This window comes from Comamonas sp. UBA7840 (assembly GCF_002501455.1).
In the GTDB taxonomy this organism is placed as follows: Bacteria; Pseudomonadota; Gammaproteobacteria; order Burkholderiales; family Burkholderiaceae_C; genus Comamonas; species Comamonas jiangduensis.
Window position 1 is genome coordinate 77,438 of record NZ_DLTI01000024.1, and the last position, 16,662, is coordinate 94,099.

9 protein-coding genes are annotated in these 16,662 nt (G+C 59.7%); 4 read left to right on the forward strand and 5 right to left on the reverse strand.

The window, feature by feature from the left end:
- Positions 1–161: 161 nt before the first annotated feature.
- The 3 genes from lpdA to aceE are packed head-to-tail and all read right to left on the reverse strand — an operon-like array spanning position 162 to position 6,456.
- A complete protein-coding gene (gene lpdA / locus B3R00_RS09170; protein ID WP_286998754.1) occupies positions 162–1,994 on the reverse strand; it encodes a dihydrolipoyl dehydrogenase in 1,833 nt (610 codons plus the stop codon).
- Positions 1,995–2,010: 16 nt separating this feature from the next.
- Complete coding sequence (gene aceF / locus B3R00_RS09175; RefSeq protein WP_286998755.1) at positions 2,011–3,717, reverse strand: dihydrolipoyllysine-residue acetyltransferase; 1,707 nt, start codon at positions 3,715–3,717, stop codon at positions 2,011–2,013.
- Between the two features lie 21 nt (positions 3,718–3,738).
- The gene (gene aceE / locus B3R00_RS09180) at positions 3,739–6,456 is read right to left on the reverse strand and encodes a pyruvate dehydrogenase (acetyl-transferring), homodimeric type (RefSeq protein WP_286998756.1); all 2,718 of its coding nucleotides are present in this window, start codon (positions 6,454–6,456) and stop codon (positions 3,739–3,741) included.
- 307 nt (positions 6,457–6,763) lie between these two features.
- Here aceE and B3R00_RS09185 point away from each other — a divergent pair, with 307 nt between their 5' ends.
- The 4 genes from B3R00_RS09185 (at position 6,764) to B3R00_RS09200 (ending at position 13,154) form a co-directional block, all read left to right on the forward strand.
- Positions 6,764–9,334, forward strand: a complete 2,571-nt coding sequence (locus B3R00_RS09185) for a PAS domain S-box protein (RefSeq protein WP_286998757.1) — start codon at positions 6,764–6,766, stop codon at positions 9,332–9,334.
- On the forward strand, positions 9,331–9,966 hold the full coding sequence (locus B3R00_RS09190; RefSeq protein WP_174863522.1) for a response regulator transcription factor: 636 nt from the start codon (positions 9,331–9,333) through the stop codon (positions 9,964–9,966). The genes B3R00_RS09185 and B3R00_RS09190 overlap by 4 nt, the downstream gene beginning before the upstream one ends.
- 81 nt (positions 9,967–10,047) lie before the next feature.
- Complete coding sequence (gene folD / locus B3R00_RS09195) at positions 10,048–10,908, forward strand: bifunctional methylenetetrahydrofolate dehydrogenase/methenyltetrahydrofolate cyclohydrolase FolD (protein ID WP_286998758.1); 861 nt, start codon at positions 10,048–10,050, stop codon at positions 10,906–10,908.
- Positions 10,909–11,108: 200 nt separating this feature from the next.
- A complete protein-coding gene (locus B3R00_RS09200; protein WP_286998759.1) occupies positions 11,109–13,154 on the forward strand; it encodes a M3 family metallopeptidase in 2,046 nt (681 codons plus the stop codon).
- Positions 13,155–13,265: 111 nt separating this feature from the next.
- On the opposite strand, the gene B3R00_RS09205 is transcribed toward B3R00_RS09200, so the two are convergent.
- Together B3R00_RS09205 and B3R00_RS09210 are read right to left on the reverse strand one after the other, a co-directional pair.
- Positions 13,266–14,777: a methyl-accepting chemotaxis protein gene (locus B3R00_RS09205; protein ID WP_286998760.1), complete on the reverse strand. Its 1,512-nt coding sequence runs from the start codon at positions 14,775–14,777 to the stop codon at positions 13,266–13,268.
- A 374-nt stretch (positions 14,778–15,151) separates the two neighbouring features.
- Positions 15,152–16,354, reverse strand: a complete 1,203-nt coding sequence (locus B3R00_RS09210; RefSeq protein WP_286998770.1) for a serine hydrolase domain-containing protein — start codon at positions 16,352–16,354, stop codon at positions 15,152–15,154.
- Between the last annotated feature and the right edge of the window lie 308 nt (positions 16,355–16,662).

Here is a 16,662-nt window from a genome sequence, read left to right on the forward strand (position 1 = left end):
CGAAAATCCACCAATTAAATTAAGTTATCCACGGGATGGAATGAATTAAATATTTCTTATGCCGAGCAATCACAAAAAATCTTCACAGCGGGCAGTAAAAATCACAAGAAGCAAAACAAAAAGGCAGCCTTAAGCTGCCTTTTTTAATTACCCTAAAACAATTACTTGCGGGCTGGCGGCACATCGGTACACGACCCATGCGCCACTTCCGCAGCCATGCCAATGCTTTCGCCCAGCGTGGGGTGCGGGTGGATGGTCTTGCCAATATCGACGGTGTCTGCACCCATCTCAATCGCCAGTGCGATCTCGCCAATCATGTCACCGGCGTGCGTGCCAACGATGCCGCCGCCCAGGATGCGGCCATGGCCGTGTGCCTCGGAGCTGTCGTCGAACAGCAGCTTGGTGAAGCCTTCGTCGCGACCATTGGCGATGGCGCGGCCGGAGGCTGCCCAAGGGAACAGGCCCTTCTTGACCTTGATACCTTGCGCCTTGGCCTGGTCTTCGGTCAGACCCACCCATGCCACTTCGGGGTCAGTGTAGGCCACGCTCGGAATCACGCGGGCGTTGAACGCGGCGGATGCCAGTTCTTTGTTGCCCTGCAATTCACCGGCGATGACTTCTGCAGCCACATGCGCTTCGTGCACGGCCTTGTGCGCCAGCATGGGTTGGCCCACGATATCGCCAATGGCAAAGATGTGCGGCACGTTGGTGCGCATCTGGATGTTGACGTCGATAAAGCCACGGTCGGTCACGGCCACGCCAGCGTTTTCAGCGCCAATCTTCTTGCCATTGGGCGTGCGGCCCACGGCTTGTAAGACCAGATCGTAAGTCTGGGGTTCTGGCACGGTGACGCCGTCCTTGGCAGGCGCGAACGTGACCTTGATGCCTTCAGGCGTGGCTTCGGCACCCACGGTCTTGGTGTTGACCATGATGTTGTCAAAGCGGTGCGCGTTCATCTTTTGCCAGACCTTGACCAGGTCGCGGTCCGCGCCTTGCATCAGGCCGTCCATCATTTCCACCACGTCCAGGCGGGCGCCCAGCGTGCTGTAGACGGTGCCCATTTCCAGGCCGATGATGCCACCGCCCAAGATCAGCATGCGCTTGGGCACGGCCTTCAAATCCAGCGCGCCGGTGGAGTCCACTACGCGTTCGTCCTTGGGCATGAAAGGCAGGTGCACGGCTTGCGAGCCCGCAGCAATGATGGCGTTCTTGAACTGAACGACTTTTTTGCTGCCCGTCTTTTCTTGGCCGGTGCCAGTGGTCTCTTCCACTTCAATGTGGTGGGCGCCGACAAACTGGCCGTAACCGCGCAGCACCGTCACCTTGCGCATCTTGGCCATTTGGCCCAGGCCGCCGGTGAGCTTGCCGATGACCTTTTCCTTGTGGCCGCGCAGCTGGTCGATGTTGACCTGCGGTGCGCCAAACTGGATGCCCGCCACTTCGAGGTGCTTGACCTCATCCATGACTGCGGCCACGTGCAGCAGCGCCTTGGAGGGGATGCAACCCACGTTCAGGCACACGCCGCCCAGGGTGGCGTAGCGCTCGACCAGCACGACCTTCAGGCCCAGATCGGCCGCGCGGAAAGCGGCAGAGTAGCCACCGGGGCCACCGCCGAGCACGACCACGTCGGCTTCCAGATCCACCGTGCCCGCAAAGTTGCTGGCAACCGCTGCAGAAACAGGAGCTGTTGGCGCAGGTTCTACCTGGGCTGGAGCCGGATTTGGCTTAGATTCTGCTACGGCTGCAGCAGCACCCTCTGCCACTTCCAGGGTCAGCACCACAGAGCCCATCGCGACTTTGTCGCCCAGCTTCACTTTCAATTCCTTGACCACGCCTGCGTGGCTGGAAGGAATTTCCATGGAAGCCTTGTCGGACTCGACGGTGATGAGCGACTGGTCCACGGTGACGCTGTCACCGGGCTGCACCAGCAGCTCGATCACGCCCACTTCGGCGAAGTCGCCAATGTCGGGCACTTGGATATCGATGATTGCCATAGGTATCAGCCCTTCATTACAGCAGGATGCGGCGGTAGTCCGCCAACACTTGGCCCAGGAAGGCGTTAAAGCGTGCAGCGGCTGCACCGTCGATGACGCGGTGGTCGTACGACAGGCTCAAAGGCAGCATCAGGCGGGGCACAAACTTTTCCTTCTCTTCGTTCCACACGGGCTGGATAGAGCCACGCGACAGACCCAAGATAGCCACTTCAGGCGCATTCACGATCGGCGTGAAGTCGGTGCCGCCAATGCCGCCCAGTGACGAGATGGAGAAGCAGCCGCCTTGCATGTCGGCCGCGCCCAGCTTGCCGTCGCGCGCCTTCTTGGCCAGCTCGGCCATTTCCTGGCTGATCTGCAAGATGCCTTTTTTGTCGGCGTCTTTGAGGACTGGCACCACCAGACCATTGGGCGTATCTGCCGCAAAGCCGATGTTGTAGTACTGCTTGTAGACCAGGGTGTCGCCATCCAACGAGGCGTTGAAATCTGGGAACTTCTTCAGCGCAGCGACCACGGCCTTGATGACGAAGGCCAGCATGGTCACCTTGACATCGCTCTTGGCCTTGGCCTGTTCGGCGTTGGTTTGCACGCGGAAGGCTTCCAGCTCGGTGATGTCGGCCAGGTCATTGTTGGTGACGTGGGGAATCATCACCCAGTTGCGGTGCAGGTTGGCGCCGGAGATCTTCTTGATGCGCGACAGATCCTTGCGCTCCACAGGGCCGAACTTGGCAAAGTCGACCTTGGGCCATGCCAACACTTCCAGACCGCCCACATTGCCACCCGACGATGCCTTGGCAGGCGCTGCCGGCTGCTGTGCCAGAGTTTGCACGGCACCGGCCATCACCGACTTGGTGAACGCCAGAATGTCTTCTTGGGTGATGCGGCCCTTGCTGCCGGAGCCCTTGACCTCTGCCAGTGGCACGCCCAACTCACGCGCAAACTTGCGCACGGAAGGCGATGCGTGGGGCAGCGCGCCCGATGGGGCTACGGTGGGGTTGTGGGCAGGGGCAGCCACGGCAGTTGCTACCGCAGCTGTAGCTGCTGGAGCAGCAGCCACGGGCGCTGGAGCCGTATTGGATGCAGCAGGCGCTGGGGCCGCTGCAGGCGCAGTTGCGGCAGGGGCTGCGCCTTGCACAGACATGGCACCCACCACATCGCCCACGTTGACGGTGTCGCCCAGCTTGAGGCTCAGCGCGGTGATGGTGCCAGCGGCAGGCGATGGGATTTCCATCGATGCCTTGTCAGACTCCACGGTGAACAGCGATTGCTCTGCCGTGACCACATCGCCCACCTTGACCAGCATTTCAATGACGGCCACGTCCTTGAAGTCACCAATGTCAGGGATGACGATATCCATAGAGCTTGCTGCAGTTGCAGGAGCAGCTTGCGCAGGTGCTGCGGCCACTTCAGCAGGTTTTGATGCTGCAACCGTCGCAGCTGTTGCGCTAAGCGCTGCAGCTTCTGTAGCAGCAGGCGCGGCGGCGCTGTCTGCCGTCTCGATCACCGCGATGATGGCGCCCTGCGCCACCTGGTCACCCAGCTTCACGCGCAGCTCTTTGAGCACGCCGCCGTGGCTGGATGGAATTTCCATGGAGGCCTTGTCGGACTCCACGGTGATGAGCGATTGCTCGACCTTGATGGTGTCGCCCACGTTGACCAGCACCTCGATCACGCCCACGCTGTCGAAGTCACCGATGTCCGGGACCTTGATTTCTGTCAATGCCATGTGTATGTCTCCGGTGCTTGCTTAGGCGTACAGGGGGTTGATCTTGTCGGTCTTGATACCGTACTTGGCAATCGCTTCGGCCACCTTGGTGACGGGCAGCTTGCCTTCGTCGGCCAGCGCCTTCAAAGCGGCAACCACGATGTAGTGGCGGTCGATCTCGAAGTGCTCGCGCAGCTTGCGGCGGAAGTCCGAACGACCAAAACCGTCCGTGCCCAGCACCTTGTAAGTGCGGTTCTTGGGGATGTAGGGGCGGATTTGCTCTGCGTAGGCCTTCATGTAGTCGGTCGACGCAATGACGGGGCCTTGGCTGCCTTGCAGTTGCTGGGTCACGAAGGCGGTCTTGGCGGTTTCCAGCGGGTGCAGCATGTTGTGGCGCTCGCAGTCCTGGCCGTCGCGGGTCAGTTCGTTGAACGATGGGCAGCTCCACACGTCGGCGGCAATGCCCCAGTCTTTTTCCAGCAACTCTTGCGCAAAGAAGGATTCGCGCAGGATGGTGCCCGAGCCCAGCAGCTGTACGCGCTGGCCCGATTGCGGCACCTTCTGGCCGGGCTTGCACAGGTACATGCCCTTGATGATTTGCTGCTCCGTGCCTTCGGTCAGACCGGGCATGGGGTAGTTTTCATTCAACAAGGTGATGTAGTAGAAAACGTTTTCCTGGTTCTGCACCATGCGGCGCAGGCCGTCTTGCATGATCACGGCCACTTCGTGCGCGAAGGTGGGGTCATATGAGACGCAGTTGGGCACGGTATTGGCCAGAATGTGGCTGTGACCGTCTTCGTGCTGCAAGCCTTCGCCGTTCAGCGTGGTGCGGCCCGAGGTGCCGCCCAGCAAGAAGCCGCGCGCTTGCATGTCGCCCGCTGCCCAAGCCAAGTCACCAATGCGCTGGAAACCGAACATGGAGTAGTACACGTAGAACGGAATCATGATGCGGTTGGACGTGCTGTAGCTCGTCGCAGCCGCAATCCACGAGGCCATACCACCGGCTTCGTTGATACCTTCTTGCAGGATTTGACCGGCCTTGTCTTCGCGGTAGTACATGACCTGGTCTTTATCGACCGGGGTGTACTGCTGACCGTGGGGGTTGTAGATACCGACTTGGCGGAACAGACCTTCCATACCAAAGGTACGGGCTTCGTCTACCAGAATGGGCACCACACGGGGGCCAATGTTCTTGTCACGCAGCAGCTGCGTGAGGAAGCGCACATAGGCTTGGGTGGTAGAGATTTCACGGCCTTCGGGCGTGGGTTCCAGAATGGCCTTGAAAGTATCGAGCGAAGGTGCGGTGAACGCTTCGTCAGCCTTTTGGCGACGGTGCGGCAGGTAACCGCCCAGGGCCTTGCGGCGCTCGTGCAAGTACTTCATTTCCGGCGTGTCGTCGGCCGGCTTGTAGAACGGGATGTCCGCGATCTGGCTGTCAGGGATTGGGATGTTGAAGCGGTCGCGGAAGGCCTTGATGTCCTCGTCGCTCAGCTTCTTGGTCTGGTGTACGGTGTTCTTGCCCTCACCGATCTTGCCCATGCCAAAGCCCTTGACGGTCTTGACCAGCAGCACGGTAGGCTGGCCCTTGTGGCTGTTGGCGGCGTGGAAGGCGGCGTAGACCTTCTGCGCATCGTGGCCACCACGGCGCAGGTTCCAGATTTCGTCGTCGGACATGTGTTCGACCATCTTCAGCGCACGGGGGTCGCGGCCAAAGAAGTGCTTGCGCACGTAAGCGCCATCGTTGGCCTTCATGGCCTGATAGTCGCCGTCGTTGCACTCCATCATGATCTTCTTGAGCACGCCGTCCTTGTCTTTGGCCAGCAGCTCGTCCCAGCCCTTGCCCCAGATCAGCTTGATGACGTTCCAGCCCGAGCCACGGAATTCGCCTTCCAGCTCTTGAATGATCTTGCCGTTGCCGCGCACGGGGCCATCCAGACGCTGCAAGTTGCAGTTGATGACGAAGATCAGGTTGTCGAGGTTTTCGCGCGAAGCCAGCGAGATGGCGCCCAGCGATTCGACTTCGTCCATTTCACCGTCGCCGCAGAACACCCAGACCTTGCGGTTTTCGGTGTTGGCAATGCCACGTGCGTGCAGGTACTTCAGGAAGCGCGCCTGGTAAATTGCCATCAATGGGCCAAGGCCCATGGACACCGTGGGGAACTGCCAGAAATCGGGCATCAGCTTAGGGTGGGGGTAGCTGGACAAGCCCTTGCCGTCCACTTCCTGGCGGAAGTTGAGCAACTGCTCTTCTGAGATACGGCCTTCCAGGTAAGCGCGGGCGTAGATACCGGGCGAAACGTGGCCCTGGATGTACAGGCAGTCACCACCGTGGTTTTCGTTCTCCGCGTGCCAAAAATGGTTAAAGCCGGCGGCAAACATATTGGCCAGCGAAGCGAACGAGCCGATGTGGCCGCCCAGGTCGCCGCCTTCTGGGGGGTGAATGCGGTTGGCCTTGACCACCATGGCCATGGCGTTCCAGCGCATGTAAGCGCGCAAGCGACCTTCCAGCTCCAGATTGCCGGGGCAGCGCGCCTCCTGGCCGGGCTCGATGGTGTTCACATAGCCGGTCTTGGCCGAGAAAGGCATGTCCACGCTGTTTTGGCGGGCATGTTCCAGCACTTCTTCAATCAACTGGTGCGCATATTCGGCACCTTCGCGGTCAATGACGGCAGAAAGCGCGTCCACCCACTCACGGGATTCTTGGGGGTCGAGGCTAGGCTTTGCGTTAACGCCGGCCTGAGGGTCGGTCTGAGCTGTCATAGGTGTGTCTCCTGTTCAAGAGGCTGCAGGTAGGAGGTCGCGCAACTTGCATGGCGCGTATCGATCCGCCCTTCCATGCAAGGTGTGAGACTGAGCTTACTCGCTGCCCCAAACCTTGACTGAGAGACAAATACGTCCATTTGAACGACCATTTCGGTTCGTAGTTTCTCATATTTTTTTCATATTTCAAATTATGCAGATCGATTGCACATTATGAAAAAATGCTGCAGTTGCACATCTAAAACAAGATGTTGCAGGGCTCGCTTGGCTCCGAATAGGGGCAAGGGAATCCCCCTACACTGCACATATGGATACACCCGAAAAAAAGAACACCGAGACAAAGCCATCCACCCCCTTTCAGGGCGCTGACCCCACGCGCTGGTGGCGTCTGTGGTGGCGCAGCCTGTCACCCACACGACAAGACCGGCTGGCCGCTTTTGCGCCCCTGGTATCGGTTGCGTTGTTCATGGCAGCAATCGTGGCTGCTTTCTGGTACTTGCGCGCGGAGGAGGTCGACCGCGATCAACAAGCCCTTAAACGTGACGTGGAATATGCCCAGCAGCGCATGCGCCTGCGCCTGCTGGAGCGCCAAGAGCAAGTGATGCGCATTGCCCGTGACCTGGCCTACGGCGACATTGGCACGGCAGAGTTTGTCAACCGTGCCGAAGTCCTGGTCACGCAGTACCCCGAGCTACAAATTCTGACCTGGGTAGACCGTGACGGTCGCATCATCACCAGCTACGCAGCACCCACCGTGGCCAGCGAGCAGCTGCGCATGCCGGGTGAGACACTGCAAAACGACGATGCTGCGCAAAGCTTTCAGCTGGTCAAAGAATCCAACCAGCCGATTTACACCCAGCCCCGCGTGCTGGTGGGCTACACGCCGCCTCTGCTGCAGTTTCACAGCCCTGTGATTGGCACACGCAATTTTGGCGGCACCGTCATGGCAGAGTTCTCCATCGATAGCCTGATGCGCTACGCCACACCCAGTGATTTGCTGGCCCGCTACGCCGTCACGCTGATGGACGGACACGGCACCCTCATTGCCGGCACACCGCTCACCGCCCCCCGCCACTCCAGTACATGGAATCTGCTGCCGCAGCCCAAGGCCACGGAGTACCAAGTGCCCATTTCGCCTGTAGGCAGTTCGCTGATCTTGAAAGTGCAGGCCTACCGCACCTCACTGAGCATGGTGGGCAACGGCATGTTCTGGCTGGTCGCCGCGCTGAGCTTGCTGACCTCCTGGCTGCTGATGGGCACCTGGCGCCACACGCGCAAGCGCTTGCGCGCGCAAGACGCATTGATCGCAGAAACCAATTTCCGTCGTGCGATGGAAAACTCCCTGCTCACGGGCATGCGGGCGCTAGATATGAATGGCCGCATCACCTATGTGAATGCAGCGTTTTGCCAGATGACGGGCTGGAGCGAACAAGAGCTGGTAGGCCAGACTGCCCCCTACCCTTACTGGGCAGAGAGCGATTACGAGTACCTGCACAGCAAGCTTAAAGACGAGTTGTCTGGCAAAACCGGACAAAACGGTTTTCAGGTACGTGTGCGCCGCAAAAACGGCTCCATGTTTGATGCGCGCCTGTACATCTCACCGCTGATCGATGCGCGCGGACACCAAACGGGCTGGATGTCGTCGATGACCGACATTACCGAGTCCAAGCGCATTCGCGACCAGCTTGCTGCATCCCACGACCGTTTTACCATTGTGCTGGAAGCGCTTGATGCTTCTGTTTCCGTAGCACCCTTGGGCAGTGCCGAGCTGCTGTTTGCCAACAAGCTCTACCGCCAGTGGTTTGGCTCACAAACCACGGGACACCTGCAACTGGTGCAGCAAGCCGGGCTTCCGGCTGAGCGCAGTGAGTCGGTCGATGACGAAGACGGCCTGATGGGCCTGCCCACTGACTCCTTGACCGACGCCTCCAGCAACAATGCCGAAATTTATGTGGGCGAGTTGGGCAAGTGGCTGGAAGTGCGCTCGCGCTATCTGAGTTGGGTGGATGGCCGCTTGGCACAGATGGTGATTGCCACTGACATCACCCCGCGCCGCCTGGCCGAAGAGCAAGCCGCCCGGCAAACCGAGCAGGCACATTCAGCCAGCCGCCTGATCACCATGGGGGAAATGGCTTCCAGCGTGGCGCATGAACTCAACCAGCCCCTGACAGCCATCAGCAACTACAGCAGCGGCATGCTCTCGCGCCTGGAATCGGGCAAGTTGACCGAAGAGCAGATGAAGTTTGCGCTGGAGAAAACCGTCCACCAAGCGCAACGCGCGGGCCAGATCATTCAGCGCATCCGCTCTTTCGTAAAGCGCAGCGAACCCAATCGCATGCTGGCGCACGTGGAAGCCATGGTGGATGAAGCCTTGGAGCTGGCCAACATTGAAATGCGCCGGCGCAACGTGCGTCTCACGCACTTTGTCGCCAAGCGCATTCCGCCAGTGATGGCAGACGCTATTTTGATTGAGCAGGTACTGATCAACTTGATCAAAAATGCCGGCGAATCGATTGACCAAGCACAACGTCCTCAGGCCCAGCGATCCGTAGAGTTGCGCGTGCAGCCCAAAGACTACGAGGGGCTTGCTGGCGTAGAGTTTTCGGTGCAAGACTCGGGCAAAGGGCTGCCGCCAGAAGTGCAGGAGCGCTTGTTTGAAGCCTTTTTTTCCACTAAAAACGAAGGCATGGGCATAGGCTTGAACCTGTGCCGCTCGATTGTGGAGTCGCATAACGGACGGATGTCCGCAGAGAACCTCTACAATGGTTCTGAGGTGGTGGGTTGCCGGTTCTTCTTTTGGATACCGTTGGCCGCCACTCAGGAAAAGGGAGACAACTTTTCTTCGGCAATTAATCCAAATACAAGGAAATCTGCATGAGCTTGACACCCAAAAAAGGCACTGTCTACGTGGTTGATGACGATGAGGCCGTCCGTGACTCGCTGCAATGGCTGCTGGAGGGTAAAGATTACCGCGTGCGCTGTTTTGACTCGGCCGAGTCCTTTCTCTCGCGCTACGACCACCGCGAAGTGGCCTGTTTGATTGCCGACATCCGCATGGGCGGCATGACGGGCTTGGAGTTGCAAGACAAGTTGCTGGAGCGCAAGTCGCCCCTGCCCATCGTGTTCATTACCGGCCACGGCGACGTGCCCATGGCCGTGAACACCATGAAAAAAGGCGCACTGGACTTCATCCAGAAACCTTTCAACGAAGACGACCTGCTGAGCGTGGTGGAGCGCATGCTGGATCATGCCCGCGAAGCCTTTGCGGGCCACCAGCAAGCCGCCAGCCGCGAGGCCCTGCTGTCCAAGCTGACAGGCCGCGAGTCGCAAGTGCTCGAGCGTATTGTGGCGGGCCGCCTGAACAAACAAATTGCCGATGACCTGGGCATCAGCATCAAGACCGTGGAAGCGCACCGCGCCAACATCATGGAAAAGCTGGGCGCAAACACCGTGGCCGATCTGCTCAAGATTGCACTGGGCTCCTCGGCTGCGGCCAAAGTACCGGCATAAAATCAGGGGCTTACCCCCAAGGCTGCCACCGCCTGCAAAGGTCTGGCAGCTTTTTTATTTCTCACGCACACCTCACACACCATGACAGCCCAAATCATTGATGGCAAAGCCCTCTCCGCCCAATTGCGTACCGAAGTTGCCCAGCGCGCAGCCGCTTTGACGGCCAAGGGCACCAAGCCGGGCCTGGCCGTGGTGTTGGTGGGGGACAACCAGGCCTCGCAGGTCTATGTGCGCAACAAGGTCAAGGCGTGCGAAGACGCGGGCTTTCACTCGGTGCTGGAAAAGTACGATGCCAGCATGACCGAAGCCGAGCTGCTGGCCCGTGTGGAAGCGCTGAACAACGACCCCAGCATCCACGGCATTCTGGTGCAACTGCCCCTGCCCAAGCACATTGACGACCACAAGGTCATCGAAGCCATCTCGCCCCTCAAAGACGTAGACGGCTTTCACGTGGCCAGCGCCGGCGCGCTGATGGTGGGTGAAGTGGGCTTCAAAGCCTGCACGCCCTACGGCTGCATGAAGATGCTGGAATCGATTGGCATGAAGGATCTGCGTGGCAAGCACGCCGTGGTGATTGGCCGCTCCAACATCGTGGGCAAGCCCATGGCCATGATGCTGCTGGCTGCCAACGCCACGGTCACCATCTGCCACAGCGGCACCGCCGACCTGGCCGCCATGACGCGCCAGGCCGACATTGTGGTGGCTGCCGTGGGCAAGTTGAATGTACTGACGGCCGACATGATCAAGCCCGGCGCGGTGGTGATTGACGTGGGCATGAACCGCAATGCCGAAGGCAAGCTGTGCGGCGATGTGGACTATGACGGCTGCAAGGAAGTGGCGGGCTACATCACCCCCGTGCCCGGCGGTGTGGGGCCCATGACCATCACCATGCTGTTGGTCAACACCATGGAAGCCGCAGAGCGCGGTGTCGCTGCCCGCTAAGGCTTTTCGCTGATAGGCCCAGCCCACCTCCACCGCTGCAAGGCGACTGGAGGTTTTTTTATAGCTGCTTGCGCTTGATTAGCTTAGGTTTCAGACATAAAACCTATCGAAAACCAGAAACTTTCAGCGCCAACAGCTATCAAGACAATAGTTAACACCACACCCTTGAAACACGCCCAGTTGGCGCAAAATGCTTGTCTATGACCAATGCTTTGCTTGAATCTTCCAGCCTGCCGCAGTTTGACCGCATCACCCCTGCGGATGTCGGCCCTGCCATCAACACATTGATTGAACGCGCGCAAGCGGCATTGGAGACGGTCACTGCGCCGGATTTCCCGGCGGAGTGGAACGCCATTTCCAAGGTGCTGGATGTGGCCACCGAACAACTGGGCATGCAGTGGAGCGCTGTGAGCCACCTCTCCAGCGTGGCCGACACGCCCGAGCTGCGCGCAGCCTATAACGAAGTGCTCCCCAAAATCACCGAGTTCTGGACCAACTTAGGCGCCGACGAGCGCCTGTATGCCAAGTACAAAGCGATTGACGTCAACACGCTGACAGCCGAACAAAAGCAAGCCCACGCCCATGCGCTGCGCGGCTTTGTGCTGTCGGGCGCCGAGCTGCAAGGTGAAGCCCGCGAGCGCTTTGCCAAAATTCAGGAGCGCAGCGCCGAGCTGGGCCAGAAGTTCAGCGAAAACACACTGGATGCGACCGACCACTGGGCCTACTACGCCACGGCGCAAGAGCTGGACGGCGTGCCTGCCGATGTCCTGCAAGCCGCCAAAGCGGCGGCGGAGACCGATGGCAAAGAAGGCTACAAACTGACTTTGAAGATTCCTTCCTACCTGCCCGTGATGCAGTTTGCCCACAGCAGCGCACTGCGCGAGAAGGTGTACCGTGCCTACGTCACCCGCGCGTCAGACCAGGCGGAAGGCGACTTGGTCAAGTACGACAACTCCGCCATCATCAAAGAAATCTTGGCGCTGCGCCAGGAAGAAGCACAGCTGCTGGGCTACCAGAACTTTGCCCAAGTGTCCTTGGTGCCCAAGATGGCCCAGTCTCCCCAGCAAGTCATCGACTTTCTGCGCGATCTGGCCCAACGCGCCCGCCCGTATGCGGAAAAAGACGTGGCCGACCTGCGCGAGTTTGCGGCCAAGGAACTGGGCATCACCGACCCACAGCCTTGGGACTGGACTTACATCGCCGAAAAGCTCAAGGAAGCACGCTACGCTTTCAGCGAGCAAGAAGTCAAACAGTACTTCACCGCACCCAAGGTGCTGGCCGGTCTATTCAAGATCATTGAGAACCTGTTTGACGTGAAGATCGTCAAAGATCAGGCTGCCGTGTGGAACCAGGACGTGCAGTTCTACCGCCTGGAGCGCAACAGCCAGCTGGTTGGCCAGTTCTACCTCGACCAGCCCGCTCGCAAAGGCAAGCGCGGCGGCGCGTGGATGGACGATGTGCGCAGCCGCTGGTTGCGCCCCGACACTGGCAAGCTGCAAACACCCGTGGCCCACATGGTCTGCAACTTTGCCGACGGTGTCGATGGCAAGCCCGCGCTGCTTACGCACGACGACGTGATCACCCTGTTCCACGAATCCGGCCACGCCCTGCATCACATGCTCACGCAAGTGAATGAGCGCGATGTTTCCGGCATCAACGGTGTGGAGTGGGATGCGGTGGAGCTGCCCAGCCAGTTCATGGAGAACTTCTGCTGGGAATGGGAAGTGCTGCGCCACATGACATCGCACGTGGACACCGGCGAGCCCCTGCCTCGCACGCTGTTTGACAAGATGCTGGCGGCCAAGAACTTCCAGGCCGGCATGGGCACGCTGCGCCAGGTGGAATTTGCGCTGTTTGACATGCTGCTGCACTCCGGCGCTGCCAAGAATGGCGACTACCTGGCACTGCTGCAGCAAGTGCGCGACGAAGTGGCTGTGCTGCCTACGACCGACTACAACCGTGGCACCAACACTTTCAGCCACATCTTTGCAGGTGGCTATGCCGCTGGCTACTACAGCTATAAATGGGCTGAAGTGCTGAGCGCCGATGCCTACGCAGCTTTTGAAGAAACCCAAGGCGCCGATGGCAATCCCAGCCAGCAAACCGCGCAAAAGTACCTGCACAACATCCTGGAAATGGGCGGCAGCCGCGACGCCATGGACAACTTCAAGGCCTTCCGTGGCCGTGAACCGCAGATCGATGCCCTGCTGCGCCACCAGGGCATGGCCGAAGAGACCACAGCCTAAACGCTGCACTGCTGCAGCGCTGCAGCCACAAAAATGGAGGCCTAAAGCCTCCATTTTTTATGATGCATGCCGACGCCTGGGATGGGCGGCACGCCCAGGTTCAGCCATGCTTTATGACAAAGCCAGAACCTCTGCAGCAGGAGCTGAATGGGCAAACGATGCCGCGCCACGCTCCAACTGGAAACGCGAGATCGCGCGCAACAGGCTCTCTGCCTGGTTGCGCAGCCCTTGCGCCGCTGCAGCACTTTCTTCCACCAAGGCGGCATTTTGCTGCGTGGCTTGGTCCATTTGCGTAATGGCTTCGCCCACCTGCGCCACACCAGAGCTTTGCTCGTGGCTGGCCGCACTGATTTCACCCATGATGTCCGTCACGCGGCGAATAGCACCCACCATATCTTGCATCGTGCCTCCGGCCTGATCGGCCAAAGTGCTGCCGTTTTCCACACGCTCCAAGCTGGTGGTAATGAGGTCTTTGATTTCTTTGGCCGCATCGGCGCTGCGTTTGGCCAGCGCACGCACTTCACTGGCAACCACCGCAAAGCCACGCCCTTGCTCGCCCGCACGGGCTGCCTCCACCGCAGCGTTCAACGCCAGAATATTTGTTTGAAAAGCGATCCCATCAATCACATTGATGATGTCGGCAATGCGGTGGCTGCTGGCACTGATGCCCTTCATAGTGTCCACCACCCGCTCGACCACAGTACCGCCTTGCTGCGCCACATCCGAAGCGCTGAGGGCCAGTTGATTGGCTGTTTGGGCGTTGTCCGCGTTTTGGCGCACGGTGACGTTCAACTGCTCCATGCTGGCGGCGGTCTCTTCCAGGGCACTGGCTTGGCTCTCGGTGCGCATCGACAAATCCGCATTACCTTGCGCAATTTCGCTGGAAGCGTGCAGCATTTCGGCCGATGCCGTCTGCACCTGCTGCACCAGCTCACGCAGCGACTGGCGCATGCCCTGCAGCTCCGCCATCAAGCCCAAAGGCTTGCCCACCCGTTGGTCATCCGATAAATCCCCATCCGCCACACGGCGCAATGCGGCGCGCGCGTCTGCGGGGTCTCCGCCCAACTCTTGGCGCATGGTACGCACCATCACCCACAGCAGCGCTGCAGCGACCACCACAGCCAGCAGTGCCAAGCCTGCTGACCACCACTGCATGCGCTGCGCCGCACTGCGCGTTGCTTCATGCGAAGCATGTGCAGCTTCGCGTGCAGCCTGCAATTGCTGCAACAGCGCACCACGCAACTCGCGCCATGCAGGCGTTTCGTTCGCCTTCAGCGCCGCTGTTGCCGCCTGCTGGTCTTGGCTGGCAAGCACCACCACTTTGTCTTGCTCGCTCGACTGCGCTGTGCGCAGTGCTTGCAGCTTGCCCACGGCGTCTTCCAGCGCCGTGCCTTGCACCCGCCGACGCACATCGGCATAAGCGCTGTCGTAGGCATCACGCGCCCCACGCAGGTTCTGCACCGCCTGCTGGTCGGCGGGGTTGAGCACGATGTTGCGCACCGCCTGACCCGACTGCAAACCTTGCGCGTACAGCTCTTGCAGTTGCGTGACCACTGCTTGGTCGCTGGACAGATAGGCATCGAAGTCAGACTGGGTCCGCGTGAGCCCCCACAGGCTGCTCATCAAGGCCAAAACAAAGAGCACTGCAGGGGCAGCCGTACAAAAAATTAAACGAGAGCTAAAACGCATGACTCAGGAGAATGAACAAATAATTGATATGCATCAAAATAAAAATAGATACATACAGCAGGCGCCTAAATTAGGGGCTGCGCGATTATGGATGTGTTACGAGATTTTTTCTGTGCCTGCACGCAATCTGTAGCACCGCAGTGCGCCACGTTGGGGCCGGCTGGCTGAACCGGCCGTGTGTTTTATGCATGCTCAAGCAGCATGGTCACTGCTTGAGCATGCAAGCCTGAGCGCTCCTCAGCCCTGATAACGCATACAGCTGCCATGCGGCTCCATGCCTTTTGCTTGCGCCCTCACGTGGCCGCCGATCATTGCACGGGCGCCTGCCGCTCTTCGTCCATCGCTTTTTGCACTTCACGATAAAAAATTTCGCGCGCTTCGGTGGCTTGGGGGTCGCGCGCCCCTCCGGCCCAGTTGGCGTTCGACACAATCACCAGTTGACGCTGGGGGTCGATAAAAATGCCTTGCCCAAAAATGCCGCGGGCCGCATAGCTGCCGTCGTCATAGGTCCACCACTGATAGCCATACCCACGCCCCGGCAGACCAATGTCAGCGCGCTTGGTGGTCGCTTGCGCCCACCAGTCGTCAGGCACGATGCTTTGGCCATTCACTTTTGCGCCATTCAGGATAAACAGCCCCATGCGGGCGTAATCGCGAGCTGAAGCCTGCACGCAGCAGCCGCCAATTTCCTTGCCGGTTTTGCTCAAAATCCAGGTGACCTGCTGCTCCATGCCTGCGGGGCCCCACACCTTCTCGGCAAGATAAGTGGCCAGTGGCTTCTTGGTAGCACGCTGCACCAGCGTGCCCACCAGATTGGTCTCCCCCGTGCTGTAGTGCCAGCGGGTACCGGGCGGCGCTGCGCGCGGGAGCTGGCGCATATAGCTCACCAGCGCTTCCACGCCCGGCTCAGGCTGGTGGTTGTTGAACTTGGCCACATCTGAATTGGGGTCCGCATAGTCTTCGTTCCACTGCACGCCCGAGGTCATGGTCAGCAACTGCCGCACACTGACATCGTCATATGCAGAGCCTTTCAGCTCCGGGATGTAGACGCTGACCTTGTCGTCCAAACTTTGGATAAAGCCATCCTTGACTGCAGCGCCCAGCAAAGTGGAAGTGAAGGATTTGGCCACCGAAAAACTGGTCCAACGCCCTGCGCCATCAAAGCCCAGTCCGTAGCGCTCCAGCCGTAGCTTGCCCTGGTGCACCACCAGCAGGGCCGCACTGCGCTGGCCTGCCATATAGGCATCCACATCCAGCTTGAGGCGAAGCGGAGCGCCTAGCAGCAAAGGCGAAGGGCTGGCACTGGCTGGCACCACATTGACCTTGGCCAGCACAGGCAGCCGATCCAGCGCGCGAAAAGCAGCATCGCGCTGCGACTGCGTCCAGAACAAGATATCCCGGTTGGTGGGCACCGTGGCCAAAAGCCCGCGCGTCTCCTTGTCCAGACTGAACCAGCCGCCCACGCCAGCCGCAGCCACTACCACCAAAGTCCCCAAAACCCATTTCTTCACAGCCAAGACGGTCTCCTTAGATTCGAGGAAAGCCGCCACCAAGGCATGGGGCACGCATTGCAGCATTTGCGCCATTACGCTGGCAGCACCACCCAAGCTGCGCTGTCTTTCCTGAGCCTTCAATGTGCATGTTCTTGGGATTGCCGCCTACTGGCGTTTTCCTTCGCCATGCATCGACTGGGCCCAGTCATCCCGTGCAGACACCCCACAACGGGTCAGTACAAGAAGGCGGTGACACTGGGCAGCAGGTCATGCGGCTGGGTGGAGCAACCTGAGCAGGAAGCCCAAATTCCCCTTGCAGCCCCACC

Coding starts and splice junctions, on each gene's coding strand:
- B3R00_RS09185 (WP_286998757.1), top strand. CDS start 6,764: ATGGATACACCCGAAAAAAAGAACACCGAGACAAAGCCATCCACCCCC.
- B3R00_RS09200 (WP_286998759.1), top strand. CDS start 11,109: ATGACCAATGCTTTGCTTGAATCTTCCAGCCTGCCGCAGTTTGACCGC.
- B3R00_RS09205 (WP_286998760.1), bottom strand. CDS start 14,777: ATGAGCAGCCTGTGGGGGCTCACGCGGACCCAGTCTGACTTCGATGCC.
- folD (WP_286998758.1), top strand. CDS start 10,048: ATGACAGCCCAAATCATTGATGGCAAAGCCCTCTCCGCCCAATTGCGT.
- aceE (WP_286998756.1), bottom strand. CDS start 6,456: ATGACAGCTCAGACCGACCCTCAGGCCGGCGTTAACGCAAAGCCTAGC.
- lpdA (WP_286998754.1), bottom strand. CDS start 1,994: ATGGCAATCATCGATATCCAAGTGCCCGACATTGGCGACTTCGCCGAA.
- aceF (WP_286998755.1), bottom strand. CDS start 3,717: ATGGCATTGACAGAAATCAAGGTCCCGGACATCGGTGACTTCGACAGC.
- B3R00_RS09190 (WP_174863522.1), top strand. CDS start 9,331: ATGAGCTTGACACCCAAAAAAGGCACTGTCTACGTGGTTGATGACGAT.